This is a genomic window from Mycolicibacterium grossiae (assembly GCF_008329645.1).
Taxonomy (GTDB): domain Bacteria; phylum Actinomycetota; class Actinomycetes; order Mycobacteriales; family Mycobacteriaceae; genus Mycobacterium; species Mycobacterium grossiae.
Genome location: NZ_CP043474.1, coordinates 165,300 through 189,846, shown reverse-complemented (window position 1 = coordinate 189,846; position 24,547 = coordinate 165,300). Strand labels below are relative to the sequence as shown.

The following is a 24,547-nucleotide window of genomic DNA, read 5'->3' as shown; positions in this document are numbered from 1 at the left end:
GTCAAGTTTGCTTGTTTCGACCGTTATCGTGTGCAGACTGCCGTCTGCCACATGTGAGTCCGTACCAGTGTCCGCGTGTTCACCGTGCGCGTTGCTCGCGAGTGTGCCCCGTGCAAGAAGGGGCCATCGTCGACTACATCGGACCGGCGGGGTCGTGCTGTCGTCTGTTTGTGTCATTCGAAGCTGGGACGGCTTACCGACTCGAAAAGCTCGAATGTCACACCCAGACTGCCGTCAATCGGTAAGACTGCGTGATGGCGTCACGGTGATGTCTCGGCAAAGGGGGAGTTCATGCGAAGTGTTGCGCTCGCGCTCGCGTCTGTAGGAATCGGTTTAAGCGCCGTGGGCTTAGCGCCAGCCGTTTCGGCGGAACCGCTTCCGCCGCCGCCGCCTGGTGTTCCGATCGGGGATCCTATGCAAGATCCTACGCAGGGGCCGATTCAGAACGGCCCGACGGATTACACAAATCCTGATGACCTACCTCCTGTTCCTGACTACTTTCCGCCGCCACCACCGCCCCCGTGGCAGCATTTTCCGCCTCCGTGGCAGCCCTTCCCGTCGCCGTGGGAACCGCAGCCGCCCATCGAACTGCCGCCGGTGCCAGGCCGGGACACTGGAGGTCCGGTCATGGACGGTTCGATGCAGCCTCAAGGTCCGCTCCCCGGACAGCAGAGCGGAGGTCCGGTAAGCGACGGCCCATACCCGCCGAGCAACACCATCCCGCCGCAACCGCCCGGCCCCTTCGACGGCCCTCCGATGCCCGGCAACAACGCAGGCGAGGTGTACGGCTTCTAAGCGAACCGACGCGTTAACCAAAAGCGACGCGACATCTAGTCGTCTTTTTGCAGTGTCTTCAAGGGCGGACAGACGGCATAGTGAGCCTGGTTGCCGCCGGCGCGACGAGCATCGTGCATGCTCATTGATGCCAGCGCTATCAGTTCCTCACAGACACCATCATCGGCGTGTTCATACAATGGTCGCAGTGGTGTACTGACAGCGCCGACACTGGCCTCGAGGCGGTGCGGAGCTGTGGCAACACAGTTGCAGATGCGCTCGGCAAGCGGTGCTACATCGGGCGTTGTGAATACGTCAGCGACGAGGTAGTCGGATTCGCCGACGTTTGCCACGATCGCGTTCGACCGAACGGTTTCACGGAGTCGTTGACTGATCGCTACTCGCGCAAGAGCTGTATCCGCGACGCTTGACGTGGCTGCAAGTACGGCGAAGCCGTCGAGCGACACGGCCAGTATCGCGAGAAATCGATCGTCGTCTCGCTCGCGTGCATGAATGAGCGTCGAGACCCGATCATTGAAGGCCGCGCGCGTCAGGAGGCCGGTAAGGGGTTCAATGTCTTCGTGGTGTTCGTGGTCAATCATCCCAAGTAACAACCAGCATATGAATACGACGAAGATGTTCGTCAGTATGCATAACGCTGCGGTCGCTACTGCCAGAGCCACGTCGTCGGCCGCCGCCCGAACGGCGAGTGGTATGAGCGTGACGAGCGCAATGAGCCAAACGAGCTGCACGAGACGCAGCGAATGAAAACATGCCGTGAAAGCGGACAGAACAACGAACCCTCCACAGCCAATCAACCCAAGCGCCGGCAGTTGGGCAGTCGAAGCAGCAGCCGAGATACAGAGTGCGCCGGCGATGACGCACGTTTGCGACTGCCAACGCTTTGGCCACTGTTTGCGCAGCCATAGACACGCTATTCCAAATGCCGCGGCGGCCACCGCGAGAACAGTCAGGACGCTAACCCGCCCATGGGCACCGTAAGGACTGACGAGTAGAAGGGGCGGCATCGCGGCGAGACAGATGATGCTCGCCGCGACGAGTCTGGTCGTTAAGCGTTGCAGACCGCGCGCGGCCAGGAACGCGGTCAGCCAGTAGAAGCGATCTGAAGCGATAGGCACTATGCCGCCATCCAAGCCTCCTCGCAGGCCCACAAAGAGTTAGTGTTCGATTCCTTGAGTTGGTGCCGCACTTCGTAACGGTACATCGGCGGTTCGCAAGAAGGGACGACTGCCCGCTCTTCGTCTTCTCACGGGTAGTAGTGAGCAATCGAGGCCTCGGTCGTCGTGATCGGACTTGATGTTGATCAATTGGTTTGTAGGGCGTAGATCAAGGTGACGGTAGTCCCGTGTAGCGAGGGTTTGACCGTCACCCGATCGCTGAGAGCCGACATCATCGGAATGCCGCGACCGCGAATGCTGGTAGAAAGCCGCGGCACCGGCTCCTGCCACTTGCCGTGATCCGAGACCACGACCCGCAAGTAAGAATGCCGACGGATGGCATCGATGCTGAGCAGGCCGGGCACCGCACCGCGATATGCATGTTCAATGCAGTTGGTACACGCTTCGTTGACAGCGAGTAGGACATCAGTACCGACGCCGTCAAGGACGCCGACACTCGAGAGCCAATTCGTCAGTTGCTCGCGAAGCTGGCCGAGTTGTTCTGGACGAGCGACAACCTCGAGCCTCAATGCACGGTCTCCAACTGCCGCAAGGTCGTCTTCCACATAGTCGGCGTACCCACTCAAGTCGTATTTATTGGCGGCAACTCTGTTGAGAAGGGCAGCGTTAGCAAGTGTCTGCATGTGACCGTGCGGAGCTCGGGCACTCGGAGCGATGAGTGGCGATCCTAGTGCCGTGGGCGAACGGGCACCTCTGCCCGAAAGGACCGCATGCCGAACACCATTGCGTCAAAAACCCGGTTTGCGACTGTGAGCTCCCCATCGCTCATCTCACTGAGCGCAGTGTGTTGTTGTGCGGCGAGCCGTGAGAAAAACTTCTGCGCAACCCTCATGCCTTCGTCGCCATAGTGCAGATACACGCGGCGCCGGTCCGTCAGGTCGGCGTCACGCCGTAGGTGTCCGGCCGCCACCATGCGATCCACGATGTACGTGATGGCGGCACCCGACATGCCCATACGTTCTCGCAGTTGTCCTGCCGTCAAAGGACGATGCGACGTTTCGGCGATCATGACGAACAACAAGGCTCGAAATTCGTTTGCTGATATGTCGTGTTGCTCTGCGAAGACACGTGATAGCCTGTTCGCTTCCGCCGTGAGTTCGCGCAGGTTAGCGCCAAGTTGCTTCTCAAGCGCGCGCCTGCCGGCAATGTCGTGCGGGTGGATCGCCATGAATGCCTCGCTTTACCGCCTGTCCTCGAACGAACGATAGTGTGGTGTCGGCTGCTGTACGAACACGCATGATCGCTTGTTTCGCATGCTGTCTGTCATGTCGTCTGATGGACTGCTTCGAACTCACGTCAGTGGTAGCGGAAAGTAGACGGGTTTGCGTCCTAGCGACACTCGTATGACGGGACTGCTCAAGATGAGTTTTGCGATGTCATGGCGTAAAGGGGGCCGCAATCGTGGCACGATCGAACAAGCGCGCGCAGGGCCACTACGGTAGTCCTTGAGTGGATGGCGCGTCCTTCGAGACATGGTGTCGGTGGCCGCGGACACTGTAGCGACACCGATCCTTTTGACCTCGTCGACGTCGAGTTCTTCGTCGTCTGCTGCGCGCAAGTCTGAACGCAGGGCCGGCGACGGCTAGCTTCCGTTACTTCGTCACCGGAAGACCGGACATCGGCGTACTACTTAAGGCTACGCACGTTTTGCGAACGAATGGAGAAGGGTCATCCTCACCGGTACGCCGTTGATCCGATTGCTCGAAGTACGCGGCCTGCTTCATTGAGTCGATCTTCGTGTCCAATTCGCCAACTCGGGGCAGCGGATCCAGAACATGCTTGACGGCGTCATGCTCGATAAGATCCTGCGAAGTGATGACGAATTCTTTAATGAACTGGTCGACCATCGACGCATCCGCAAAACGCTCCTTCTGGAAGCGGTTCACGTACAACACTTCACGATCCAGCATCGCATCCTTATCCGAAGATTCACCAACGGTAAGTCCGCGACTCTGAAGATCAGTGACTTGATTTTTAGGCATGGCGCATTGCTCGGGTGAAACAACAACAATTCCGTTGTTAGGGAATTTGCTCAATGCGAGACAAAAGGACCTTATTGATCGAGAATGTAGCGGGTCGAAGCCGACGCCGATCCGCAAGTTGTCGAGACGTCCGACTCGTTGTTGGATAGTAAAGAGATCGATCAAAGCTTGAGTAGGATGTTCGTTGCCACGGCTCCGGAATTTATTACGGGAACGCGCACATCCTGTACGAGTTCGTGTGTATTCTCGAGCGAGTGCCTTAAGACGATAATATCGGCGTATCCAGGAATTATACGTAGCGTGTGAGTAAGGGTCTCGCCCTTTACCAGCGATGTAACTGGATTGGAAATCGTTGATCCGCCTAAGCGCTGCGTCGCAGCTTGAAAGCTTAGAGCGATACGCGTACTCGGCTCGGCGAAAAAAAGGGCCACGACCAGATTCCGCAGAGTTGGCTCGACCTTCTTAGCTTCAAGTCCGTTACGCATCTTCTCCGCTTGTTCGAAAAGTCGCAGATTGTCATCGGGCTCGAAATCGTCGAGTGAGGTGAAATGGAATCTGTTTGCAAGAGTCGTCATTGCGCCGCGACTCCATACCGGAGTAGTGACGGGCGCTTCCTATCAGTGATAGACGACATAAGCTACTCCAATTATAATGAAGAAACGCGCTTCTTGAAGCTTTATGACCGCTGGTCGTCGTCGAAACGGTCCGGCGGGTATATGCGCATCCTTCAGTCAGCATATGATGCGATACTACTTCGACGACCGGCTACTGAGGTTTCAGTTGTTCAATGTACCTTCGGAGTATCGTGGTTTCGTCGAGATCGGGCGTAGAGTCACGGTCGGCCTGATCGTGCATTAGGGATAGCAAGCGGTCACTTGTGAACCACTCTATACGACTGCCAACCGTATTATCGTCAGTCTTACGGCGCGATTCGTTCCACGTTTCTACGTGCGCCACCAAGTACTCAGTAGCCTTCTCAATCGCTGCGCAATGCGAATTGAATGTAGTCAGTAAGCAACCCAAATAACCGATTATACGAGCTTCGGCGCCAAACTCCTCGCGGAGGCCGCGCAGCGCGGCCGCCTCAAGTGTTTCGCCGAGTTCGACTGTTTCATGTAGGAATTCGTAACGTTCGAAGTCCTCGCCATTTCGAGGCAAATGATGCACGCCGAGAAGGCCGTCTTTGTCGACGGCCAGAACGCCGGCCGAAAGATGGTATCTTTGTTCGGCGCCGCCTTGATAATAATTGCGCCCCATGCACTTATTTCAACAAACTTGTTTCACTACTTCGAGCCTGGCTGCTATTAATCGACTCGACCGTCTGTGATTCAACCGGTCCTGCACGGCCTTCAGATGCGTCTGAGGCGTCGGGGCTACTGCCATATTGTATGGTCGGGTAGTCAGACGCCGATTCGCATCAGAATGTGGACGGCATACGGGTCGGACCCCACAACTCGCCATTCTTGCCAGCCTCGAAGACGGTCAGCACATTCGTCGGATCGCTCCGATCGACAATCGCAATCGCGAAAATGTCCGAGTCGCTTGGGAACTCGAAGACCAGATCGGCCTCTTGAATCACGTCCTGCGGATTCGATGAGCGCTGAACAATGGGACGGACGTACGATCCGCCGACCGCGATCACGTCTGCATCCCAGAACGTGGCGAACCGCTGATACTGCACCAAGCCAGGGCCGACCGGAATTTTCGCGATCGGCTCGTTCGGCAGGTTCGGCGGGACGGCCCAGTACTTGATGCGTTCCCACTCGACAAGCAGCGGGCGGTCACCCGCGGCTGCGGTCACCGGAGGCGGCTGCCACGACCCAGGCATGTCCGACTGGCGGACGAGCAGGCGCATCGCCGAAACACCGGTGATATTCAGGTCGAGCGGCTTGCTTGAGGTATTGACGATGCGTGGCCGCATTTTGATAAACGAGGTCTGTTCATTTTCCGTACCGTCAGCGTTCAGAGGTTTGCCAGTGCACCAGGCGATGACGCAGAGTTCGGGACGATCAGGGGCCTCGGTCGAGGGGTTCGGATTGAGGCACCGATGGTAGGGATCTACCCGGAAGGAAGACGTCGGCGTCGAGGTAGATGAGGTGGTTGACAGTGTCGTCTCGATCTCTGAGGACGGCGTTCGGCTAGTGGTCGATAGAGATGCACGCGAGTCAGAGGATTCTGTCGTGACTACGATGCCCACGGTGCCGAGCACTACTACCAGGCCGAGCGCCGCGGCCAATACTGGTGCGCGCTTGCTGTTAGAGCGGTTAAAGTGGGTTTCCTGGACACTGAGCGGTCGCGACGGCCGCACATCGAACGCGGCTTCTGACGGCGCCGTTACAGGCGTCGGCCAGTGTGACTGCGGAGAATCGTTTTCCTTCTCATCGACCTTGGCGGCGAGGTGATCCTCGAGCACAGCGAGCAAGGCCTCGGCGAATTCGACCTTCCGTTCATCGCGCGGCCTCGTTGCAAACAACGCGTCAATCGCGGCTGTGGGAAGGTATGCGCCGTCTGGGCCATGGCCCACGTATAGCGCGCCGGCTATCGCACATTGAAGCGGTGTCGGGCTTTTAATTTTTTCCTTTGAGGCGAGGAGATTCCTGATGTCACCGTCAAGCGGCGACAGTGACTCAGCGAATACTCTGCGTATGTCGTCGAGTTGCGGGTAATACTTGTAGGTTGCCTGTAGGTAAACAACGAGTGCAACCACATCGACATTGAAGTTGGCTGTGCTCTTCGGTCCACGGTTTTTGGCAATGGCACCATTAGGGTAGCGGCTCCCATTCATGAACTGCACTAACGACGCGACTGCGTCATCACGTCTTACTGGGGTGGTCCCCACGTTGCCTCCAGTTCTACCGACGGGTGCAACGACTATAGCAAAACAGTGTTGACATTGTTGTGCAATTATGCATAAATAGCTACGGCGCGCATTGTCTTTGAAGGAGTCAATGCACATGAGCTTTAACTTTAGAACGCTGCAGCTGTCGCCGGTTTTCTACAACGATCGAGGCGAGTTCCGCCGTGCGTACATGATCGATTTCCAAGACCGCATCCTAAAGCTGGTCGACGATTTCATCAGCTTTTGTCGAAAGAGATCCGACGAAGAACTCAATCTAATCGGCCGAGAAGAAATAGATCTTTCTCTCGAGGTGCTTCTCGATGCATGGATTACAAATCTCAAGCGGACCGACTTTCAGCACGATGTCTACGAGGTTGGTTGGCATTACGATTTCGGGCCCATGGTGTTGTTCGTCTTCATGCTGGCGGCTCATCGCTTGACGGCGAACCCGGCGCTACTCGATTTTGAAGGGCACCCGTGGAACGAGAACCTACCGAAGAAACCTCGTCCCGTCCCTAAGCTTCTGGAGAATGGTTCAGATCGCGCGCCCTTCGAATTAATCCTCGATGACAGCGAAGATTGGCCAAAGAAGCACATCGTGACACCGCGGTTTTCGTATGAGCACACGCTCTACGACGATCCCGAAAAGCCGCTGACCCGCCCCATGTGAGCCAGCCCCGTCCATCTGCGCGCCGCCAGGCCCCCGTTCACCATGGGGGCCATTTTTTTGTTATCGAAACGTGACCTTGCCAACCGTCACCGCCGGTTGGCTCTGGTGCATGACGTCTAGCTGTCTCTCTTCCATCCGGACGATCGTTTGGCAGCTCATACCAACCGATCGGAGCCGCTTGCCAACCAGTTGGCGGCTATCAGGCCAGTTCAGAGGCTGTTTAGTGTGTCACTGTGGTGTCATCCCGTTAGCAAGGAGCGCCCATGACCACCACCAATAACATCCCCGTAGTCGAGACTGCCGCCTCCACTCGTCGCACCCGTGGCCTCTGCGCTTCATGCCGCTGTTCGAGCATTGGTGACCGTGTCTGCCGCCGAGGCGAGATGGGGGATGGACCGCACGGGATGCCCGGACCGCTCATGTCGACCGGCCTAGAGCCTGTGCCCCTGGTGCTCGACCCGCCACACCGCGTTGCGGAAGCGCTGACGCCCTTCGCGGCCTCTCTCGCGGCGCACGGCGACCTATAGCGGCAGGCCTACAGCCACCCGTCAGGGTTGGTCAAATGAAGCAAGGTCCTGCAAAAGCAGAACCATTTTTGAAAGGAATCATGATGGCTGTCCCTATGAATCGACAAAGTGCGCGTCCTGTCCCCGTGGAAGTTCCCGATGGCTTCACTCGCCATGAGGAAAAAGAACTTCTTCGGCGGCAGAATGCGGAAGTGACGCGCGGAATAGTCGCCGCAACCCGTGTGCAGGCGGCGGCGCTCACGGCCAGCGTCGGTATCCAATGTGTCGGCATGCTAAGTCGTGAGGCGCAATTCCAAGCGGATGGCGATCCGGCCGTCATGAATCGGCTCAATTACATTGTCGACCAATTCGCCTGTATCGCTGGCAATGAAGTCGCTCGCTTCGGATTGTGATGCCGAGATGAACCACGAAGACGTTCGTCAGCGTCGGGATGTGCAGCCAACTCGTCGAACGCGCGAAGGCGGCGAAGCGCGCGCTGTAAGTGACGCGCTGACCGCCATTCTGGCACTCGCGGATTTATCATCCTCGGCACTCGAAGCCATTGCGGGATATCACGCGCACGATGCGCCGGCCGCCGCGGCGCATGTTCTCGTCCTCCAAGAAGCTCTGGCGCGGACGTTTTTGGACTGGATTGGCGAGTGGCCGTCATGAGCGGCGAGCTAATCGACGTGCTGATCAACGTCGCATGCTGGTGGCTGGCGGTCTTCATCGGTTATGGGGTGCTGCTGCTCGGCGTCGATGGACTCCTTCAGAGGTTCGCTCGGCGCCGGGCGCGCCAGCAGCGGGAACGCGATGCGCTTGCCAGGCTTGCCGCCGAACGGACCGCGGCCATCAACCGAATCGGCGTCGCCTTCCTGGCGGCGCAGCAGCTGATACGAGATGAGGCCAATGCTAGAAAAGGAGCACGACGGTGACGATCATCGACCCGACATTCCATGAGGCGGTCTACGACGACGTCGTCGAAGCCACTGTTGTGCTCGGCGACTTCATTGCCGGGGCGGCTCGGCGGACGGCCGAGGAGGTCGGCTTCGGCTACGTCCTTGAGGCGGCCGCGCCGAACACCTACGCCGACCTTGTCTCTGCTGTCCAAGAGAGTATGAGGACTGGGCGAGCACTGCCCATCTCACCGGAGAACAGCGACGACATCATCTACGGCTCGCCGCGGATTAACGCCGATTTGCGCTTCTGGCACGACGTGAACCATGTGCGACGCGACCTCGACTTTGGTCTCGTCGACGAACTTGAACTGTCGCTGTGGCACCTCAGCGAGCTGGAGCACGCCGGGCACCCGCCTGGCTCACTTGTCTGGCGGTTGCTGCACGCGGACCTCACGGGGCAGGTGTACGTCCAAGCCTTCGCGCAGCGCTTTCCCGGGGATCAGCGGCGTTTCGTCCGGGGTTGCGTCTCGGGTGTCTTCGAGCACGGGCTGCTGCGCGAGCTGCGGCGGGACGGGCAGCCATGAGTGGGGGAGGTGGCGGCGGGCTGATTGACCGCCTCGTCGGTGCAGCGGTTGGTGTGCTCGTCGCCGCCTTCGCCCTCTACTGCGCCGTCCGGCTTATCGAAGCCGTGCTTCCCACGCTGCTCGTGATCGTCGGCGTCCTTGGGCTCATCGGACTTGTTATCGGCAGTGTCGTCGTGCTCCGGACGTGGAAAGAGCGCTGGTAAAGGTGTAGCTTCCGACTGGCGGTGCCAATGTTCCTTTCGGTGTTGTGTAATGCGCCAATGCTATTGAATGTTGAATACATTCAACGCATAGTAAATCGCACGACGTTGCATTAATTCAACGTCTCAATCACTCAAGTAATTCGAAATGGAGGAGAGCTATGTCTAAAACTGGTCGCATCAATCATCGTCGCGGAAACCGCGGGGTGCCAAAAGCCGCGCGTCATATCAGCGTTCGCGCTATTCCGCGCGACGAGCCGGATCTGCGCAAGCTCAGCCGGGCGCTGCTCGCTATCGCCTTGAAGGAAATGCAGCACGACGCGACGTTGTCATCGGTTCGTCCCGCGGGCTCATCCCATCGAGGGATGTCTTCCGGAGGTCGCTCATGACGACAAATGAACAGCGAACACTGTCGGCAGACACCCTTGTATGGCAGCGATTGTTTTGGCCGCAGCCGCTACACGAAGCGCCGGCCCTCGGCCTGCTGCGGCACTGGGCAGCGCAGGCGCACGCGCCGCAGCTGATCCTCGAGGCGCGCGCCGACGTCACAGGCGTCGAGTACCTGGTCGGCAGTCAGCTGCGCCATGCGGCCGGCGTCCGCCGGGCGGTCGAGCAGCTCGTCTCGGGTGCCATCGTGACGGGGACCGAGCCGGAGGAACGCCAGGACATCACGACCGCCAGGCGCCTTCGTCTCTCGACCACCGCCCGGCCGCTCGAACCGAGCGACGCCGTCGCGTCCGAGCGCTCCATCCTCCACGCGCTGACCGCCGTGCAAAAAGGGGAGCGGTTGTCGCTGCAGATCGTCCTTGGTCCACGCCGGCATCCGAAACCCACCCCGCATCTGCCACACCGCGCCGATCAGCCGGCGCTCTCGAAGGTGCTGCGCGGCGTGCTGCCCGAGCCGTCCGCTGACGCTCGGCAAGCGCTCGGCCGCAAGCTCGGCGCGTTCGGCTTCGCAGGTGCCGTGCGCCTCGGTGTCCACGCCGGCACGTCCGAGCGTCGCCGGGTGCTGCTGCTCGGGCTGGCTGCCGCAATCGCGACGGTCGAGGCGCCAGGGGTACGGCTGAAGCTTTCCACCGAGAAGCCGTGCCGCCTCAATCAGCCGCGCTCGCAGTGGTCGGCGTTCTTACCGTCGCAGCCGCTGACCGTTACGGAGGTTGCGTCCTTATCGGGGTGGCCGATCGCCGATAGCGACGAGCCGTTTCCGGGTCAGCCGCCGCGGCACCCCCGTCCCGTGCGGCCGAGTCCCGCTCTGCAGACGGGTGCGCGGGTCATCGCCGAGGCGACCGCGCCAGGCAGCGAGGCGACGCTCGGTTACGACGTCAAAGACGCCCTTCGCCATAGCTGGATCCTCGGGCCAAACGGCGTCGGCAAGTCGACGCTGCTGCTGAACCTCGTCGTCCAGGATCTCGAAGCCGGGCGGCCGGTGGTCGTCATCGAGCCAAAGGACCTCATCGCCGACGTGCTGGCGCGTATCCCGGCACCCCGCCGAGACGACATCGTCGTGCTCGACCCGCTGTCGGAGCGGCCCGTCGGCATCAACCCGCTCGATCGCCGCTTTCGGCAGGATCAGCCGCCGGAGGTGATTGCTGACAGCCTGTTTGGCACCTTCAAGGCGCTCTACGGCGACGGCCTCGGCCCGCGCAGTTCAGACATCCTGCGAAACTGTCTCGAGGTGCTGGCGCGCCGTGACGACGCCTCGCTCGTCATGCTGCCACTGCTGCTCACCAATCCCGGCTTTCGCCGCTCGCTCACCCAGTCGGCCATCCGCGACGATCCCTTCGCCGCCGGCCCGTTCTGGCAGTGGTTCGACACGCTCTCGCCGGAGGCCATCAGTACCACCGTCGCACCGCTCAGCAACAAGCTGAGGCCGCTGCTTGGCAAACAGCTTCGGCGCGTCCTGGCGCAGCGAACACCGCAGTTCAACATCCGTCAGGTGCTGCGCGAAAAGAAGGTGCTGCTGGTGCCGCTGCAGAAGGGCGTGCTCGGACCCGAAAGCGCCCAGCTGCTGGCTGCGCTCGTCATCGCCGAACTGTGGCAGGCCATCCGCGAGCGCGCCGCAGTACCGGAGTCGAGCCGCGAGCCGGTCATGGTCTACATCGATGAGGCGCAGGATTACCTGCGGCTGCCGACCGACCTCGCCGACGCGCTCGCCACGGCCAGAAGTCTTGGTGCGGGCTTCCACCTGGCGCACCAGTACGAGAAGCAGCTGCCGCCCGCCATGCTCGAGGCCTTTCGCTCCAATGCCCGCTCGCGCATCTGCTTTCAGCTGCCGGCGGGCGACGCCCGCGACATGGCCGCCGGCCAGAGCGTGCTTTCGCCCGAGGACTTCACGGCGCTGCCGGCGCATTCCATTTACGCCAGCCTCATCCGCGACAACGCGCAGCCCTGGGCCTCCGGACGCACCCGGCCGGCGCCGCCGATCGTCAGCGACCCAGAAGAGATCCGGCGGCTCAGTAGCCAGCGCTACGGCCAAGCGCTGAGCGACATCGAGGCGGGCTTCGCCGAGCTGCTGCACGCGGGCAGCGACGACGTCAGCGACATCGGCGCGCCGCGTCGGCGGAGGACGCAGCCATGAGCGCATCCTTCACCCGACCGCCGCGCCCCAGTCAGACGCATTCAGACGGCCACCCAATCGCTGGCCCGATCGGCGCGTCCTCGTGGCCATCGTCCCGCCTGGTCAGCGGCGTCCCCAGCCAATCAGGGGCGGCGAATGATGGTGCCCATCCGGGCACCACACCCGTGCGCCGCCGGGTCCGTACGGCCGATCTGGACGCCATTCGTGAGCGTCTCAGTGACCGCGACTGGGCGGTCATCCGGTCGGTCGCTGAACATCAGTTCCTGACCGGCCTCCAGATTGCCGCCTTTCACTTCCATGACCACGCACCGGCGTCCGGCCCGCGCATCGCGCGGCGCGTCCTGGCGCGGCTACGAGCCCTGCGCGTCCTCGGAGCGCTCGAACGACGGGTCGGCGGGATCCGTGCCGGCAGCGAGGGACTTATCCACTACGTCGATGTGGTCGGGGACCAGCTGCTGCGCGGTCGCTCCGGTCGCACCGCCAGGCGGTCCCGCGAGCCGAGTGCCCGTTTTGTGGCGCACCGATTGGCCGTCGCCGACGCGCACCTTGCCCTCGTCCGTGCTCATCGAGACGCCGCCGTCGACCTAATCGACTGCGTCGTCGAACCCGCCGCCTGGCGGTCCTACACCGGGCCCGGCGGTGCCCGCCTGACGCTCAAGGCCGATCTCTACGCCGAGACGGGCGCGGGCGACGACCTCAGCCACGCCTGGTTCATTGAGGTGGACCTTGGCACCGAAAGCATCCCGACGCTGCTAAAGAAGTGCCGCGACTTCGAGGCCTACCGCCGCACCGGCACCGAACAGGAGCAGGCGGGCGGCTTCCCGATCGTCGTGTGGAGCGTGACGCACCGCAGCCAGCAGAAAGCCGCGGATCGCCGCGTCGCGCTTGAAAAGGCCATCGCAAGCGACCGCAGCCTGCCGCCACAACTGTTCCGCGTCATCGCGCCGCAGCAACTCACGGCGCTGCTCGTCGGCGGAGGGCAGCTATGAGCCGACCCGATATCCCGCGCCGCGAGATCATCGTCGGCGACGCGCTCGAACGCCTCCGCAAGCTGCCGGACGCATCGGTCGACATGGTGCTGACCAGCCCGCCGTACTTCCGGCTGCGCAACTACGGCCATAACGAGCAGATCGGCCTCGAGGCGAGCGTCAACGACTGGGTCGATCGGCTCGGGGGCGTCATGAACGAAGTCCGGCGTGTTCTCGTCCCGACGGGCACGCTGTGGCTCAACCTCGGTGACACGTACGCCACCCATCCGTCCCAGGGCGCATCCCGCAAGAGTTTGCTACTCGCGCCGGAGCGCCTGGCGCTGCGGCTGCAGGACGCTGGCTGGATCATCCGCAACAAGCTGATCTGGGCCAAGCCCAACCCGATGCCGATCAGCGTCACCGATCGCCTGGCTGCGACCTACGAGGTCGTCTACGTCCTGGCGCAGCAGCCGCGCTACTTCTTTGACCTCGATGCCGTCCGCGTGCCGCACCGTTCTGTCCGCGGCCGCTCGTACACCGCAAAGCGGGGGAGGGAGGACTGGCGCGGACCCAACAGCGACACCGCGACCGGTCTTGATGCCTTGAAGGCTGCCGGACGGGTCGGTCACCCGCTTGGCAAAAACCCGGGCGACGTCTGGACGATTGCGACGGCCGGCTACCGCGGCGCCCACCACGCGGTCTTTCCGCTTGACCTCGCGGCGCGGGCGATCACTGCTGGATGCCCCGAAGCGCGCTGCAGCGTCTGTCGGCTGCCATGGCGCCGCCGCGTCATCCGCCAGCTCGGTGGGACGGCACTGCGCACGGCCCTCGCATCAACTTGTGAGTGTGACGCGCCGCACGAGCCGGGACTGGTGCTTGACCCGTTTCTGGGTAGCGGCACGACTGCTGTCGCCGCCGAGCGGCTGCACCGCGACTGGCTGGGCATCGAACTCAACGACGACTTCGCCGCGCTTGCGAGCGAGCGCATCGCGTCTGCTCGCGGTTGTCCGCCCACCACACGGGAGCGTGCCGCATGAGGCGTGCGCCTCGTCGGTGTCATGCGGCCGTCATCGTCTGTGCACTCAGCACAGACCGGCCGCAGCGCACCGAGGAGGTCGCAATGTCCTATCCGGACGACACCGCCAGGGGAGTTAAGACCCTTGGCATCCGGCTCAAGCCGGACATTCACGCCCAGCTGAGCTTCATCGCTCAACTGCGCGGGGGCAGCATTACCGACGAGATCCAGACCGCCATCGTCAGCCACATCCAGGCGGCGGGAAACGACCCGGATCTCAAGGGCAAGGCAGACGCGGTTCGCGCCGAGATGGAGCGCGAAGCCGCGGCCCGCCAGGAGGCGATCGCCACCCTGTTCGCACTCGGTGGTTCCACCGAGTCGACCACGGGGCGTGGTCGCCGGACCCAGAAAGCAGGTGATGCCGCCTCGGACGGCTGAGTACCAGCCGCCCAGCCGGGCGGGAGCAGCTCGAGCGCATCTGCGCTCGCTGTCTCCCGTCCGGCACTCATCAACAAGATATGAACCAAAGGAGGTGACTATGCATGAACATCAACCACAGAACCCCGCGCCGGCCGACGCCGAGGCAGACCACGCGCCTGAGCACGAACCGCAGCCCGGACCACAGCCGCGCATCTATGTCGCGAGTCTCGCGGACTACAACAACGGCCGACTCCACGGGGTATGGCTCGACGCCGCCCGTGAGCCAAGCGCCATCCGCGCCGACATCGCCGCCATGCTGGCGAGTTCGCAGGAGCCGGATGCCGAAGAGTTCGCGATCCATGATTTTGACGAGTTCGGCGCCTGGCGCGTCGACGAATACGACTCTATCGACCTGGTGGCCAAGATTGCCCGCGGCATCGCGCAGCACGGTCTCGCCTTCGCCGCGTGGGCTGACGCCAACGAAGCGGACCCAGAACGCTTCGACAAATTCGAGGCGGCCTATCTCGGCCACTATGCGTCGGTGGACACCTATGCCTACCAGATCGCCGACGACTTCGGCTTTCACGCCGAACTCGAGAAGCTGCCTGAATCGATGCGCACGTATGTGTCGATCGACTACGCCCAAATGGCCCGTGATCTCGAGGCCGGCGGGGACATGTCCGTCGCGCATGCGCCCGATGGCGGCGTCTGGCTGTTTCACGGCAATGACTAACGCTGCACGAAGAAGACGCTTACTCACTCGACCCAAATGCGTTGTTAAATTGTCTAATGCCGTTGAACGAATTCAACTTTTCGCATTACAATTGAATGGTAAGGGAGATACATTAAATGACGCCTGAACAAGCATCACAACTCGTTACGTTACTAGTAAATAAGCGCCAAGCACTCGGCCTCAGCGTGCCTGAAGTGAGCCGCCGCGCTGGTGTCGATCGAGGGACGCTCTGGCGGATCGAGCAGGGCATGATCGCAAGCCCGAGGGCCGAGAACCTCCAAGCGATCGGCGAGGTGCTCGGTATCTCGGCCAGCGACCTCTTCGCCACCGTTGGCTGGATGCCGCCGAAGGAGTTGCCGACCATCCGGCCGTACCTGCGCACCAAGTACCGCGACCTGCCGCCGAGTGCGGTCGCCGAAATCGAAGCCGAATTCGACGCCATCGCGAAGAAGCACGGCATCAGCTTTGACACCGACGCCGGACCGCGCGACGGCGAAGACGAGTAACGACACACCTAAGACGGAAAGGAGACCGCCATGCATCAACTCACCACTCATCAATCAACACCCAGCGTGCTCGCGAGTCTTCGCGCCGTCATCCCGACGCACGACCAAGTGACCTTCGCTGAAGCACTGCGCGTCGCCGAGCTGCAGGCGAACAAGCTACTTGAACGGCACCGCGTCACAGAAGCCCCGGTGCCGCGCGAACTCATCACCGAGCTGCCGAAGCTCACCATCCGCTACGGCGCGAGGCTCGTCTCCGGCGCAAGCTACTGGGACAAGCACTTACAGAGCTGGGTCATCGAGCTATCTCGCGCTGACTCATGGCAACGGCGCCGCTTCACGCTGGCGCATGAGTACAAGCACATCATCGATCACGGACGGCAGCAGTGGCTCTACCGCGGCACACGTCGAACGTCGGCCGCCGTGCAGGCCGAGCATGCCGCTGACTACTTCGCCGGTTGCCTCCTGGTGCCGCGTCGTCTTCTCAAGCGTGCGTGGGGCAGCGGCATGCAGCGGACCGCCGATCTCGCACGGCACTTCCAGGTAAGTGAACAAGCAATCGGCGTGCGGCTGCGCCAATGTGGATTGGTCGACGAGGTCGCGCGTCACGCGACTGTCGGAAAGGTGTGGTGAATCATGAGCGAAGCGCTCGCCCTGCCGCAGAAGCTCGCGGTGTCCTACGTCCGCGTCTCGACGAAAGAACAGGCCGAGCGCGACGGTGATCCCGACGGTTACTCGCTGCCGGCGCAACTCGAAGCCAACCGCCGCAAGGCGGAGAGCAAGGGTGCCATCGTCGTTGAGGAATTCATCGAACGCGGTGAGTCGGCCAAGTTTGCCGACACCCGACCGGAGTTGCAGCGGATGCTCGCCTACCTACAGGCAACGCCGGTCGACTATGTCATCGTGCACAAGGTCGATCGCCTCGCGCGGAATCGTCTCGACGACGCCCAGATTCACATGGTAATCAAGCAGTCGGGGGCTGAGCTGGTCTCGGCCACCGAGAACATCGACGAGACGCCAAGCGGCATGCTGCTGCACGGCATCATGAGTTCGATCGCCGAGTTCTACAGCCGCAACCTCGCCAACGAGGTCGTCAAGGGCATGGAGCAAAAGGCAAAGACCGGTGGTACGCCCGGCAAGGCGCCGCTCGGCTACCAGAATGTACGGGTCGTGACCGACGACGGCCGGGAACTGCGGACGGTGCAGGTCGACCCTGTACGCGCGCCGCACATCACGTGGGCCTTCCAGGCCTACGCAACAGGTGAGTGGACCCTCAGCCGCATGGTCGACGAACTGGAACAGCGGGGGCTTCGCACCCGCAAGACGCCCAAGACGCCGGGCCGCGCGATCAAGCAGAACTCACTGCACAAGATTCTGACCACGCCGTACTACATGGGTGAAGTCACGTACCGCGGCGTGCGGTACCCGGGCCGGCACGAAGCGCTGATCGACGAAGCCACCTGGATGACGGTGCAGGACGTTCTGTCCGCTCACGCGACGGGCGAGAAGCAGCGCGCGCATCCCCACTACTTGAAGTCGAGCGTCTTCTGCGGCAAGTGCAGCAGTCGTCTCATCATCACAATGGCCAAGAACCGCTCGGGCACTGTCTACCCCTACTTCATCTGCCTCGGGCGGCATCAGAAGACAACCGACTGCGTGCAGCGCGCGCTGCTGATTTCGAAGATTGAGGAGAAGGTCGAGGACCATTACGCCACGGAGCAACTCACCCCAGAGCAACGAACGAGGGTCGGGTCGATCTTGCTCGAAGAGTTGGGCGAGCTTCGCTCGGCCGCCGAGACGACGACGCGGCAAGCGTCTGGCGAGAAGCAGCGCCTCGAGAAAGAACGCTTGCGGTTGATGCAGGCGTACTACGACGGCGCCGTGCCGCTCGACGTGCTCAAGACGGAGCAAAGTCGCATTGCGCGGGAGCTGACAACGACAGAGAGTCGTCTCAAGGCCGCGGCGATCGACCTCGACAAGCTCGAGCGGACGCTCAAGGCGGCGCTGGACCTCGCTTCCAATTGCCACAAGATGTATCTGCAGGCGGGCCCGAACGAGCGACGAATGATCAATCAAGCGTTCTACACCAGGATCGAAATCGTCGACGAAGAGATCGAAGCAGAGGTAGCCGAGCCCTTCAAGACTCTATTGGCGGTAGCACGCGGCGACCGAACCGCTGGGGACAGGCCATCCTCGCCACGGGAAGACGACCAAACAAAACCTGCGCCAGGTGGCGCAGGTTTGAATATGACTACTTTGGTGCCCCCGGCAGGATTCGAACCTGCGACACCGGCTTTAGGAGAGCCGTGCTCTATCCCCTGAGCTACGGGGGCGGCGCCCGAAGCTTACCGGCATGGCGCCGGAGTCCGCGTTTCCGGCCACGCCCGGTGGGCTACCCGACGGCATGAGCACTGCGAAGAAGGCACGCCACACCATCGACCGCCTCACGGGCCGGGCCAAGCAGCGGATCGGGCGCGCGACCGGTGACGCCCGGCTGCGCAACGAGGGCGCCGTCGACGAGGCCAAGGCCCGCGTGAAGCTGACCGGCGAGCGGCTCAAGCAGGCCGTCCGCGGCCGCTGAGCCGGCGAGTGTGAATCTGACGACGCGAATCCCGGGCTTTGCGTCGCCAGATTCACAGTCGTGCCGCATGGGCCGCTGGCGCCCGCGAATCAGCGCAGTTCGGCGATCACCTTCGCGAATGCCTCGGCGTGCGGCTGCTGCACGATGATGTAGGAGACACCGTAGGTGTCCCGGTAGCCGCGGACGGTCTCGGCGATCTCGTCCGTCGACCCGGACAGCACGCCAGGTGTCCGCAGGAGTTGTTCGTCGGACAGTTCCGGCAGGAAGCGGCGCGTGATCGACAGGTCGGGCACGCCGGAGTCGTCGATCGGCATCGCGGTGATCGCGATGTTGAGTTCGAGTTCGTCGAATCGCTGCCCGGCGGTGTTGCGGATGAAGGCGATGCGCTCAGCGAGCGGGTCGCCGTCCGCGCCTGCGGGATCGCCGCCGGTGAGGCCGATGATGGCTGCCCGTTCGGCGGCGATCGTCAGGAGGCGGTCGCCGTTGCCGGCCAGCAGCATCGGGACGTCCGGCAGGTGCTCGCCCACGTACTCGACGACGTGGCGCAGATGGTCGACGCGCTCCCGCGCGGTGGGGAACGGGATCTCGGCGGCCTCGAACTCCTCGCGCACGTACCCCGCGCCGAGACCCAGCTCGAAGCGTCCCGCACTGAGGTCCCGCAGTTCGGCGACGTCACGCGCCAGGAGGGCGGCCTTGTAGAACCCGGCGTTGAGCACGAACGTGCCGAGGTGCAGCCGCTCGGTGGCGGCGGCCGCGGCCGTCAACGTGGGAAAAGGGGCCGGCGCGCCGAGGTGGTCGGGGACGTGCAGCACGTCGTAGCCGAGGTCCTCGGCCTTGCGGGCCCAGTCCTGGACCGCAGAGAGTCGCCGTGCCGCGTGCAGACCGAAACCGAACCGGAAATCCCTGGCCACGTCTCGAGCTTAGGGGGCCGTGGCCGCGCTCACGTTTGGACCGCCGAGGCCGAGGGCATCTTCTCCCGGCCGGGGCGCCTGCCGCCGGCCGTGAACCATTCCCCGCGATCCGGCTCGTCGTGCGCATCCGACGGGCCGGATCGGTCTTTCACCACCGGAGGAGGAACTCGTGGACCACCCCACGATGGGCGTCGAGGAGGAGTTCCTGCTCGTCGACCCGGAGACCGGGGAGCCCGTTCCCCTCAACCGCGACACCGCCGATCAGGCGTCGACGCGCGGCGTCGACCTGCAACTCGAACTGACCAGCTGCCAGGTCGAGACCGCGTCGGAGGTCCGGTCCAGCGCCGCCGAGATGCACGACGAGCTGCGCCGGCTGCGGCGGGTGGTCGCCGAGTCCGCGGCCGCCGCGGGTGCCCGGCTGCTCGCGGCGGGTCTGCCGCCGACCGTGCCGCACGAGTTCCCGATCACCGACACCCCGCGCTATCGCGAGATCTCCGAGAAGTTCGGCATGATCGCCAGCGAGCAGGGGATCTGCGGCTGCCACGTGCACGTGTCGGTGCCGTCGCGGGAGGCCGCGGTGGACGTCGGCAACCGGCTGCGGCCCTGGCTGCCGACGCTGCTCGCGGTCAGCGCCAACTCGGCGATCTACCGGAACTCCGATACCCGGCACGCCAGTTGGCGCAGCGTGCTGTGGGCGCGCTGGCCCAGCGCCGGTCCGCCGCCGCACTTCGACTCCGTCGAGGACTACGACGCCGTCGTCGCGATGATGCAGGACGCCGGGGCGATGCTCGACGACGGCATGGTCTATTGGGACGTACGGCCATCGGCCAACTTCCCGACCGTCGAGGTGCGGGTCGCGGACGTCCCGGCGACCGCCGCGCAGACGGCTCTGCTGGCGGCACTGATCCGCGCTGCGGTGATGACGGCGCTCGACGAGCGCGAGCGCGGCGAGCCGGTCCTGCCGTTGACCGCCCACGCGCTGCGGGCCGCATATTGGAAGGCTGCGCGCGACGGCCTCGACGGCGACGGCGTCGACCTGCTCGACACCCACGCCACGGTGCCGGCGCAGCGATTGCTCGCGACGTTCGTCGACCGCATCACCCCCGCGCTCGACGCCGTCGGCGACGCCGACTTCGTCCGCACCGAGCTGGCACGGCTGGAGACCACCGGCAACGGCGCCACCCGGCAGCGGCAGGCCTACCGCAGGCGCCATGACGTCGCCGACGTCGTGGAGCAGGTCGCCGACGCGACGCTCGAGGGCCTGTAGACCCGCGGCGTCAGACCAGCGGGAGTTCGGCGAAGATCGGCGTGGTCGGCTGCGTCGACCCGCTGCCCGGCTCGACCGTGAAGGCCAGCGCCTGAGAATCGCCGAGGTCCGGCAGCACCGCGGTGGTCGACGGCGACACGGCGCCCGCGTCCATGGTGCCCGCCGAGTGCGCACCGTCGTTGCCGACGAGCCACATCTGGTAGACGAAGCCCTGCTCGGGCGGGGTCACGTTGTTCATCACCAGCACCGCGGAATCGCGCTCACGGGAGAAGACGAGCGTGGCGGTTCCGCCGGTCGGGATGTCGCCGGACACCGTCCGTACGTCGGGTGCGTCGAAGATCTGCTCGGCGGCCGAGGGCTTTGGCGCCGGGCGCAGCGCGATGCCCGCTCCGAGCGCGACGCCCGCGACGACGACCACTGCGGCGGCTGCGAGCAGCAGCGTCCGCCAGCGGCCGCTGGACGAGGGTGCGGCAGGCGCGGCGGGCGCGTCCTGTGCGACCGCGGCCAGCAGCCGTTTCCGCAGGGCGACGGGCGGTTCGGCGGCGGTGGTCGCCGAGACGACGGCCATGGTCTCGCGGACCGACCGCACCTCCTCGGCGAACGCGCGCGCCACGAGTTCCGGCGCGGCGGCGACCTGCCGCTCGATGGACCGCTCCTCGTCGGCGGTCACGGCGTGCAGGGCATACGGCGTGGCCAGGGACATCACGTCGTCCTGTGTCGGCTCGCTCACGACACCCCCAGGCAGTTGCGGAGACCGCGGAGCGCATCGCGCATCCGCGACTTGATGGTGGCAAGGTTCGTCGTCAGGCGCTCGGAGACCTGCGCGTAGGTCAGACCCTCGTAATAGGCGAGCTGGATGCACTCGCGCTGCGGGTCGGTCAGCGAGTCCAGGCACACCGTCACCTGGCGGCGCTCGTCGGAGCCGATCACGGCCTCCGCGACGCGGTCGGCGGGCGGTTCGACGTTGGCGGCGCCGTACCGCGACTCGCGCTGGCTGGCGGCCTGCTCGGACCGCACGCGGTCCACGGCGCGGCGGTGCGCCAGCGTCATCAGCCAGGACAGCGGGGTGCCCGCGGCGGGGTCGTACTTGGCGGCGTTGTTCCACACCTGCAGGTACACGTCCTGCGTGGTCTCTTCGCTGTAACCGGGATCCCGCAGCACCCGGCTCACCAGACCGAACACCCGCGCACGGGTGTGGTCGTAGAGGGCGGCGAAGGCCTCGACGTCACGTTGAGCCACCCGGCGCAGCAACGCGTCGAGGTCAGCCGTCACGGAGCGCATACTACTAAAGCCGCTCTCGCGCACGGTGATCATCGAGCGGTTCACCGGACGCAGGTCGACGGGCGGCCTCTCGACGGGCGGCCTGTCGATGACGGGGGCGGTCACGGCAACCCCGCGGGCGCGGCCTTGACGAGCAGGCCCCGCGATTCCCGGGGCACCAGCGGGACCCGGCGGGCCCACAGCGTCACGCCGTGCAGCCGGATCCACAGTGCGCCCATCAGCGGCGCGACCGGCGCCACCAACTGCAGGGCGAGCAGCTGCACCACCCCGGCGCGGCGTCGCGTTCCACACAGCGTCGCGACGAAGGACGGCACGTGCTCGCGGTGCAGGGAGATGGAGACGTCGAGTGACGTGTCCGGGCGCGGCGCGCGCACCAGGTAGTAGCCGTCGAGGTCGTTGAACGGCGAGGCGTACAGCGCCTTCTTCACCGCGGCCGCGGCATCTCCGGTCGGCGGGAGCAGGTACGCGTGCCGTTCGCCCTGCACGTTGTGCACCTCGGCGACCACGTGGCGCAGGACGCCGTCGGCGTCGTGGCACCAGTAGATGCTCAGCGGGTTGTAGACGTAGCCCAGGACGCGGGCCTGCAGCAGCGCGGTCACCGTGCCGCCCGGCAGCGCGATGCCGTGCCCGGCCAGGAACGCGTCGACGCGGTGGCGCAGGGTGTCGTCGACGCCGTTCGCCGGCGGACCCGAGAAGTGGTCGCCGGCAACGAAACCGGCGAAGGGGCGTAGCCAGCGGGGCAGCCGGGGCAGCGCGTCGAGGTCGACGTACCAGGAGTAACCGGTGTGTTCGAAGTAGTGCTTGACGGGGGACCGGCGCAGGTGGGTGATGCGCGTGCGGTAGATGGCGGGAGCCGCCCCGACTCCGCTGTCGGCAGCGGTGACCGTCGGGCCCACCACCCGTCCGGCGTCGTCTCGAAGTGTCACGTCAGATATTCGTCGCCGCGCGGGGAATGGATGGGTGGCATTCGGATTGCGAAACCGTTAGCCGCGCGTAAGGTGCCAATCCGTGGCGATGACGCTGTTTCGCAACGGAACCGTGTGGTCCGATGCGCAGACCCCGACGACCGAGGCGCTCCTGGTGACCGACGGGGTGATCACGGCGCTCGGCGCCGACGCGATCGCGCGGACGGCCGGGCAGCCCGGCGTCGTCGAGGTGGATCTCGGCGGGGGCTTCCTGATGCCGTCGTTCGGCGACGGCCACGCCCACCCGCTGCTCGGCGGGCTGGAGTTCGTGGGTCCCGCGGTGCGGCCCTGCTCGTCGATCGACGAGATCGTCGAGGCGGTGCGGCGCTATGCCAAGGACAATCCCGACGAGGAGTGGATCGTCGGGGCGTCCTACGACGGCAGCCTCGCCGAGGGTGGGTTGTTCGACGCGCGTTGGCTCGACGAGGCCGTCGACGACCGGCCGGTTGTGCTGCGCGCCTGGGACTACCACACGGTGTGGTGCAACACGGTGGCGCTGGAGCGGGCCGGCATCACCGCCGAGACCCCGGATCCGGTGCTGGGGGAGATCCCGCACCGCGAGGACGGCTCGGTGCTCGGCACGTTGCGCGAGTGGGGCGCGGTCGACCTGGTCACCGCGGTGATGCCGCCGCGCGACGAGGAGGTCCGGATCGCGGCGCTGGGCACCGCGGCGGACTACTACCTGCAGCGCGGCGTCACCTGGGTGCAGGACGCGTGGGTGGAGCCGCCGGACGTCGACACCTACGTGGAGGCCGCCCGGCGCGACGCGCTGCGCATCCGCTTCAACCTCGCCTTCTACGCCGACCCGCGACACTTCGACATCCAGCTCGAGGGGTTCCTCGCGTCCCGGCAGCGGGTGGAGATCGTCGACTCGCCGTTCCTCACGGCCAACACCGTCAAGTTCTTCGCCGACGGAGTGGTCGAGAACGAGACCGGAGCGCTCATCCAGCCGTACTGCTCGGGCCTGCACCAGCACGGCATGACGGTGTGGGAGGGCGACAGCCTCGCCCAGGCCTGCCGCCGGGTGGACGAGCTGGGCTTCCAGATCCACATCCACGCCATCGGCGATGCCGCCGTGCGCCAGGCCCTCGACGCGATCGAGTACGCGGTCGCCACGAACGGCCCGCGCGACCGCCGGCCGGTGATCGCGCACGTACAACTCGTCGACGACGCCGACCTCGCGCGGTTCGCCGCGCTGAACGTCATCCCGAACATGCAGCCGCTGTGGGCGCAGATGGACGCGCTGATGACGGTGCTCACGGTGCCGCGGCTCGGGCCGGAGCGCGCCGACAAGCAGTACCGGATGCGCACGCTCGACGACTCCGGCGCGCCGCTGGCGTTCGGATCGGACTGGCCGGTGTCCTCGGGGGCGCCGCTGGACGGCATCGCGATCGGCGTCTCGCGTCAGACCGCTGACGGCGTGCCCGCCGGCGGCTGGACGCCCGAGGAGATCCTCGCCGTCGAGCGGGCACTGGGGGCCTACACCGGTGGCGTCGCGAAACAGGCGTTCGCCGAGCAGGTCTGGGGCCGAATCGCCCCCGGCGCGAGCGCCGATCTGGTGTGGTTGGACCGCGACCCCCGCAGCACCCCGCCCCGGGACCTGCCCGGCATCGGGATCCGCGCGACGTACCTGCAGGGTGCGCCCGCGTTCACCGCTCGTTAGAAGGGAACG

At 64.4% G+C, this 24,547-nt stretch carries 27 protein-coding genes, 1 tRNA gene and 1 pseudogene; 17 read left to right on the top strand and 12 right to left on the bottom strand.

Going from position 1 to position 24,547, the window contains the following annotated elements; genetic code table 11:
• Positions 1-830: 830 nt before the first annotated feature.
• From FZ046_RS00980 to FZ046_RS00950, 7 genes are all read right to left on the bottom strand, one after another.
• Positions 831-1,928 carry a GGDEF domain-containing protein gene (locus FZ046_RS00980; protein WP_125939856.1) on the bottom strand — a complete coding sequence of 366 codons (1,098 nt, stop codon included), beginning with the start codon at positions 1,926-1,928 and terminating at the stop codon, positions 831-833.
• A gap of 170 nt (positions 1,929-2,098) precedes the next feature.
• Positions 2,099-2,596, bottom strand: coding sequence for an ATP-binding protein (locus tag FZ046_RS00975; RefSeq protein WP_083298601.1), 498 nt, complete (start codon positions 2,594-2,596; stop codon positions 2,099-2,101).
• Between the two features lie 44 nt (positions 2,597-2,640).
• Positions 2,641-3,141: a MarR family winged helix-turn-helix transcriptional regulator gene (locus tag FZ046_RS00970; protein WP_070356198.1), complete on the bottom strand. Its 501-nt coding sequence runs from the start codon at positions 3,139-3,141 to the stop codon at positions 2,641-2,643.
• Positions 3,142-3,565: 424 nt separating this feature from the next.
• Positions 3,566-4,009: a hypothetical protein gene (locus FZ046_RS00965; RefSeq protein WP_246182877.1), complete on the bottom strand. Its 444-nt coding sequence runs from the start codon at positions 4,007-4,009 to the stop codon at positions 3,566-3,568.
• A 107-nt stretch (positions 4,010-4,116) separates the two neighbouring features.
• On the bottom strand, positions 4,117-4,530 hold the full coding sequence (locus tag FZ046_RS28250; RefSeq protein WP_083298603.1) for an aspartate carbamoyltransferase: 414 nt from the start codon (positions 4,528-4,530) through the stop codon (positions 4,117-4,119).
• 190 nt (positions 4,531-4,720) lie between these two features.
• Positions 4,721-5,212: an NUDIX hydrolase gene (locus FZ046_RS00955; protein ID WP_083298604.1), complete on the bottom strand. Its 492-nt coding sequence runs from the start codon at positions 5,210-5,212 to the stop codon at positions 4,721-4,723.
• Positions 5,213-5,372: 160 nt separating this feature from the next.
• Entirely contained in the window at positions 5,373-6,749 is a 1,377-nt protein-coding gene (locus FZ046_RS00950) for a hypothetical protein (protein ID WP_125939858.1), read from the bottom strand.
• Between the two features lie 160 nt (positions 6,750-6,909).
• Here FZ046_RS00950 and FZ046_RS00945 point away from each other — a divergent pair, with 160 nt between their 5' ends.
• The 14 genes and pseudogenes from FZ046_RS00945 to FZ046_RS28245 form a co-directional block, all read left to right on the top strand.
• The gene (locus FZ046_RS00945; protein WP_125939859.1) at positions 6,910-7,464 is read left to right on the top strand and encodes a hypothetical protein; all 555 of its coding nucleotides are present in this window, start codon (positions 6,910-6,912) and stop codon (positions 7,462-7,464) included.
• Positions 7,465-8,026: 562 nt separating this feature from the next.
• On the top strand, positions 8,027-8,383 hold the full coding sequence (locus FZ046_RS00940) for a hypothetical protein (RefSeq protein ID WP_246182876.1): 357 nt from the start codon (positions 8,027-8,029) through the stop codon (positions 8,381-8,383).
• Between the two features lie 7 nt (positions 8,384-8,390).
• Positions 8,391-8,642, top strand: coding sequence for a hypothetical protein (locus tag FZ046_RS00935; protein WP_125939860.1), 252 nt, complete (start codon positions 8,391-8,393; stop codon positions 8,640-8,642).
• The gene (locus FZ046_RS00930; protein ID WP_070356201.1) at positions 8,630-8,905 is read left to right on the top strand and encodes a hypothetical protein; all 276 of its coding nucleotides are present in this window, start codon (positions 8,630-8,632) and stop codon (positions 8,903-8,905) included. Before FZ046_RS00935 ends, FZ046_RS00930 begins: the two co-directional genes overlap by 13 nt.
• On the top strand, positions 8,902-9,453 hold the full coding sequence (locus FZ046_RS00925) for a hypothetical protein (RefSeq protein ID WP_070356202.1): 552 nt from the start codon (positions 8,902-8,904) through the stop codon (positions 9,451-9,453). Before FZ046_RS00930 ends, FZ046_RS00925 begins: the two co-directional genes overlap by 4 nt.
• The gene (locus FZ046_RS00920; protein ID WP_070356203.1) at positions 9,450-9,656 is read left to right on the top strand and encodes a hypothetical protein; all 207 of its coding nucleotides are present in this window, start codon (positions 9,450-9,452) and stop codon (positions 9,654-9,656) included. The genes FZ046_RS00925 and FZ046_RS00920 overlap by 4 nt, the downstream gene beginning before the upstream one ends.
• A gap of 382 nt (positions 9,657-10,038) precedes the next feature.
• Positions 10,039-12,231 carry a type IV secretory system conjugative DNA transfer family protein gene (locus tag FZ046_RS00915; RefSeq protein WP_149484167.1) on the top strand — a complete coding sequence of 731 codons (2,193 nt, stop codon included), beginning with the start codon at positions 10,039-10,041 and terminating at the stop codon, positions 12,229-12,231.
• Positions 12,228-13,220 (top strand): replication-relaxation family protein, encoded by a 993-nt coding sequence (locus tag FZ046_RS00910; protein WP_070351068.1) that lies wholly within the window; start codon positions 12,228-12,230, stop codon positions 13,218-13,220. The genes FZ046_RS00915 and FZ046_RS00910 overlap by 4 nt, the downstream gene beginning before the upstream one ends.
• Entirely contained in the window at positions 13,217-14,236 is a 1,020-nt protein-coding gene (locus FZ046_RS00905) for a DNA-methyltransferase (protein ID WP_070351069.1), read from the top strand. Before FZ046_RS00910 ends, FZ046_RS00905 begins: the two co-directional genes overlap by 4 nt.
• An 83-nt stretch (positions 14,237-14,319) precedes the next feature.
• On the top strand, positions 14,320-14,652 hold the full coding sequence (locus FZ046_RS00900) for a hypothetical protein (protein ID WP_070351070.1): 333 nt from the start codon (positions 14,320-14,322) through the stop codon (positions 14,650-14,652).
• A gap of 100 nt (positions 14,653-14,752) precedes the next feature.
• Entirely contained in the window at positions 14,753-15,367 is a 615-nt protein-coding gene (locus FZ046_RS00895; RefSeq protein ID WP_070351071.1) for an antirestriction protein ArdA, read from the top strand.
• A 116-nt stretch (positions 15,368-15,483) separates the two neighbouring features.
• Positions 15,484-15,873 carry a helix-turn-helix domain-containing protein gene (locus tag FZ046_RS00890; protein ID WP_070351072.1) on the top strand — a complete coding sequence of 130 codons (390 nt, stop codon included), beginning with the start codon at positions 15,484-15,486 and terminating at the stop codon, positions 15,871-15,873.
• Positions 15,874-15,903: 30 nt separating this feature from the next.
• Positions 15,904-16,503 (top strand): ImmA/IrrE family metallo-endopeptidase, encoded by a 600-nt coding sequence (locus FZ046_RS00885; protein WP_070351073.1) that lies wholly within the window; start codon positions 15,904-15,906, stop codon positions 16,501-16,503.
• Positions 16,504-16,506: 3 nt separating this feature from the next.
• Positions 16,507-17,520, top strand: a pseudogene (locus FZ046_RS28245) (recombinase family protein); the annotation flags it as partial.
• Positions 17,521-18,127: 607 nt separating this feature from the next.
• On the opposite strand, the gene FZ046_RS00870 reads toward FZ046_RS28245, so the two are convergent.
• Positions 18,128-18,203: transfer RNA gene (locus FZ046_RS00870), tRNA-Arg, on the bottom strand.
• 20 nt (positions 18,204-18,223) lie between these two features.
• Here FZ046_RS00870 and FZ046_RS00865 point away from each other — a divergent pair.
• Positions 18,224-18,451, top strand: coding sequence for a CsbD family protein (locus FZ046_RS00865; RefSeq protein WP_070351074.1), 228 nt, complete (start codon positions 18,224-18,226; stop codon positions 18,449-18,451).
• Between the two features lie 89 nt (positions 18,452-18,540).
• Here the strand turns inward: FZ046_RS00865 and FZ046_RS00860 are convergent, their stop codons facing one another.
• A complete protein-coding gene (locus FZ046_RS00860; protein WP_070351075.1) occupies positions 18,541-19,362 on the bottom strand; it encodes an LLM class F420-dependent oxidoreductase in 822 nt (273 codons plus the stop codon).
• A 184-nt stretch (positions 19,363-19,546) separates the two neighbouring features.
• Between FZ046_RS00860 and FZ046_RS00855 the strand changes: the two genes are divergently transcribed.
• Entirely contained in the window at positions 19,547-20,629 is a 1,083-nt protein-coding gene (locus FZ046_RS00855; RefSeq protein ID WP_070351218.1) for a glutamate--cysteine ligase, read from the top strand.
• A gap of 10 nt (positions 20,630-20,639) precedes the next feature.
• Here the strand turns inward: FZ046_RS00855 and FZ046_RS00850 are convergent, their stop codons facing one another.
• The 3 genes from FZ046_RS00850 to FZ046_RS00840 form a co-directional block, all read right to left on the bottom strand.
• Complete coding sequence (locus FZ046_RS00850; protein WP_070351076.1) at positions 20,640-21,359, bottom strand: anti-sigma factor; 720 nt, start codon at positions 21,357-21,359, stop codon at positions 20,640-20,642.
• Complete coding sequence (locus FZ046_RS00845; RefSeq protein ID WP_099045790.1) at positions 21,356-21,910, bottom strand: sigma-70 family RNA polymerase sigma factor; 555 nt, start codon at positions 21,908-21,910, stop codon at positions 21,356-21,358. Before FZ046_RS00845 ends, FZ046_RS00850 begins: the two co-directional genes overlap by 4 nt.
• A 101-nt stretch (positions 21,911-22,011) precedes the next feature.
• The gene (locus FZ046_RS00840) at positions 22,012-22,806 is read right to left on the bottom strand and encodes a DUF1365 domain-containing protein (protein ID WP_070351077.1); all 795 of its coding nucleotides are present in this window, start codon (positions 22,804-22,806) and stop codon (positions 22,012-22,014) included.
• A 118-nt stretch (positions 22,807-22,924) separates the two neighbouring features.
• Between FZ046_RS00840 and FZ046_RS00835 the strand changes: the two genes are divergently transcribed.
• Positions 22,925-24,538, top strand: coding sequence for an amidohydrolase (locus FZ046_RS00835; RefSeq protein WP_099045781.1), 1,614 nt, complete (start codon positions 22,925-22,927; stop codon positions 24,536-24,538).
• The last annotated feature ends 9 nt before the right edge of the window (positions 24,539-24,547 follow it).

Coding starts and splice junctions, on each gene's coding strand:
- FZ046_RS00900 (WP_070351070.1), top strand. CDS start 14,320: ATGTCCTATCCGGACGACACCGCCAGGGGAGTTAAGACCCTTGGCATC.
- FZ046_RS00910 (WP_070351068.1), top strand. CDS start 12,228: ATGAGCGCATCCTTCACCCGACCGCCGCGCCCCAGTCAGACGCATTCA.
- FZ046_RS00945 (WP_125939859.1), top strand. CDS start 6,910: ATGAGCTTTAACTTTAGAACGCTGCAGCTGTCGCCGGTTTTCTACAAC.
- FZ046_RS00955 (WP_083298604.1), bottom strand. CDS start 5,212: ATGGGGCGCAATTATTATCAAGGCGGCGCCGAACAAAGATACCATCTT.
- FZ046_RS00885 (WP_070351073.1), top strand. CDS start 15,904: ATGCATCAACTCACCACTCATCAATCAACACCCAGCGTGCTCGCGAGT.
- FZ046_RS00890 (WP_070351072.1), top strand. CDS start 15,484: ATGACGCCTGAACAAGCATCACAACTCGTTACGTTACTAGTAAATAAG.
- FZ046_RS00935 (WP_125939860.1), top strand. CDS start 8,391: ATGAACCACGAAGACGTTCGTCAGCGTCGGGATGTGCAGCCAACTCGT.
- FZ046_RS28250 (WP_083298603.1), bottom strand. CDS start 4,530: ATGACGACTCTTGCAAACAGATTCCATTTCACCTCACTCGACGATTTC.
- FZ046_RS00835 (WP_099045781.1), top strand. CDS start 22,925: ATGACGCTGTTTCGCAACGGAACCGTGTGGTCCGATGCGCAGACCCCG.
- FZ046_RS00895 (WP_070351071.1), top strand. CDS start 14,753: ATGCATGAACATCAACCACAGAACCCCGCGCCGGCCGACGCCGAGGCA.
- FZ046_RS00975 (WP_083298601.1), bottom strand. CDS start 2,596: ATGCAGACACTTGCTAACGCTGCCCTTCTCAACAGAGTTGCCGCCAAT.
- FZ046_RS00940 (WP_246182876.1), top strand. CDS start 8,027: ATGAAGCAAGGTCCTGCAAAAGCAGAACCATTTTTGAAAGGAATCATG.
- FZ046_RS00865 (WP_070351074.1), top strand. CDS start 18,224: ATGGCGCCGGAGTCCGCGTTTCCGGCCACGCCCGGTGGGCTACCCGAC.
- FZ046_RS00920 (WP_070356203.1), top strand. CDS start 9,450: ATGAGTGGGGGAGGTGGCGGCGGGCTGATTGACCGCCTCGTCGGTGCA.
- FZ046_RS00855 (WP_070351218.1), top strand. CDS start 19,547: ATGGGCGTCGAGGAGGAGTTCCTGCTCGTCGACCCGGAGACCGGGGAG.
- FZ046_RS00915 (WP_149484167.1), top strand. CDS start 10,039: ATGACGACAAATGAACAGCGAACACTGTCGGCAGACACCCTTGTATGG.
- FZ046_RS00905 (WP_070351069.1), top strand. CDS start 13,217: ATGAGCCGACCCGATATCCCGCGCCGCGAGATCATCGTCGGCGACGCG.
- FZ046_RS00845 (WP_099045790.1), bottom strand. CDS start 21,910: ATGCGCTCCGTGACGGCTGACCTCGACGCGTTGCTGCGCCGGGTGGCT.
- FZ046_RS00970 (WP_070356198.1), bottom strand. CDS start 3,141: ATGGCGATCCACCCGCACGACATTGCCGGCAGGCGCGCGCTTGAGAAG.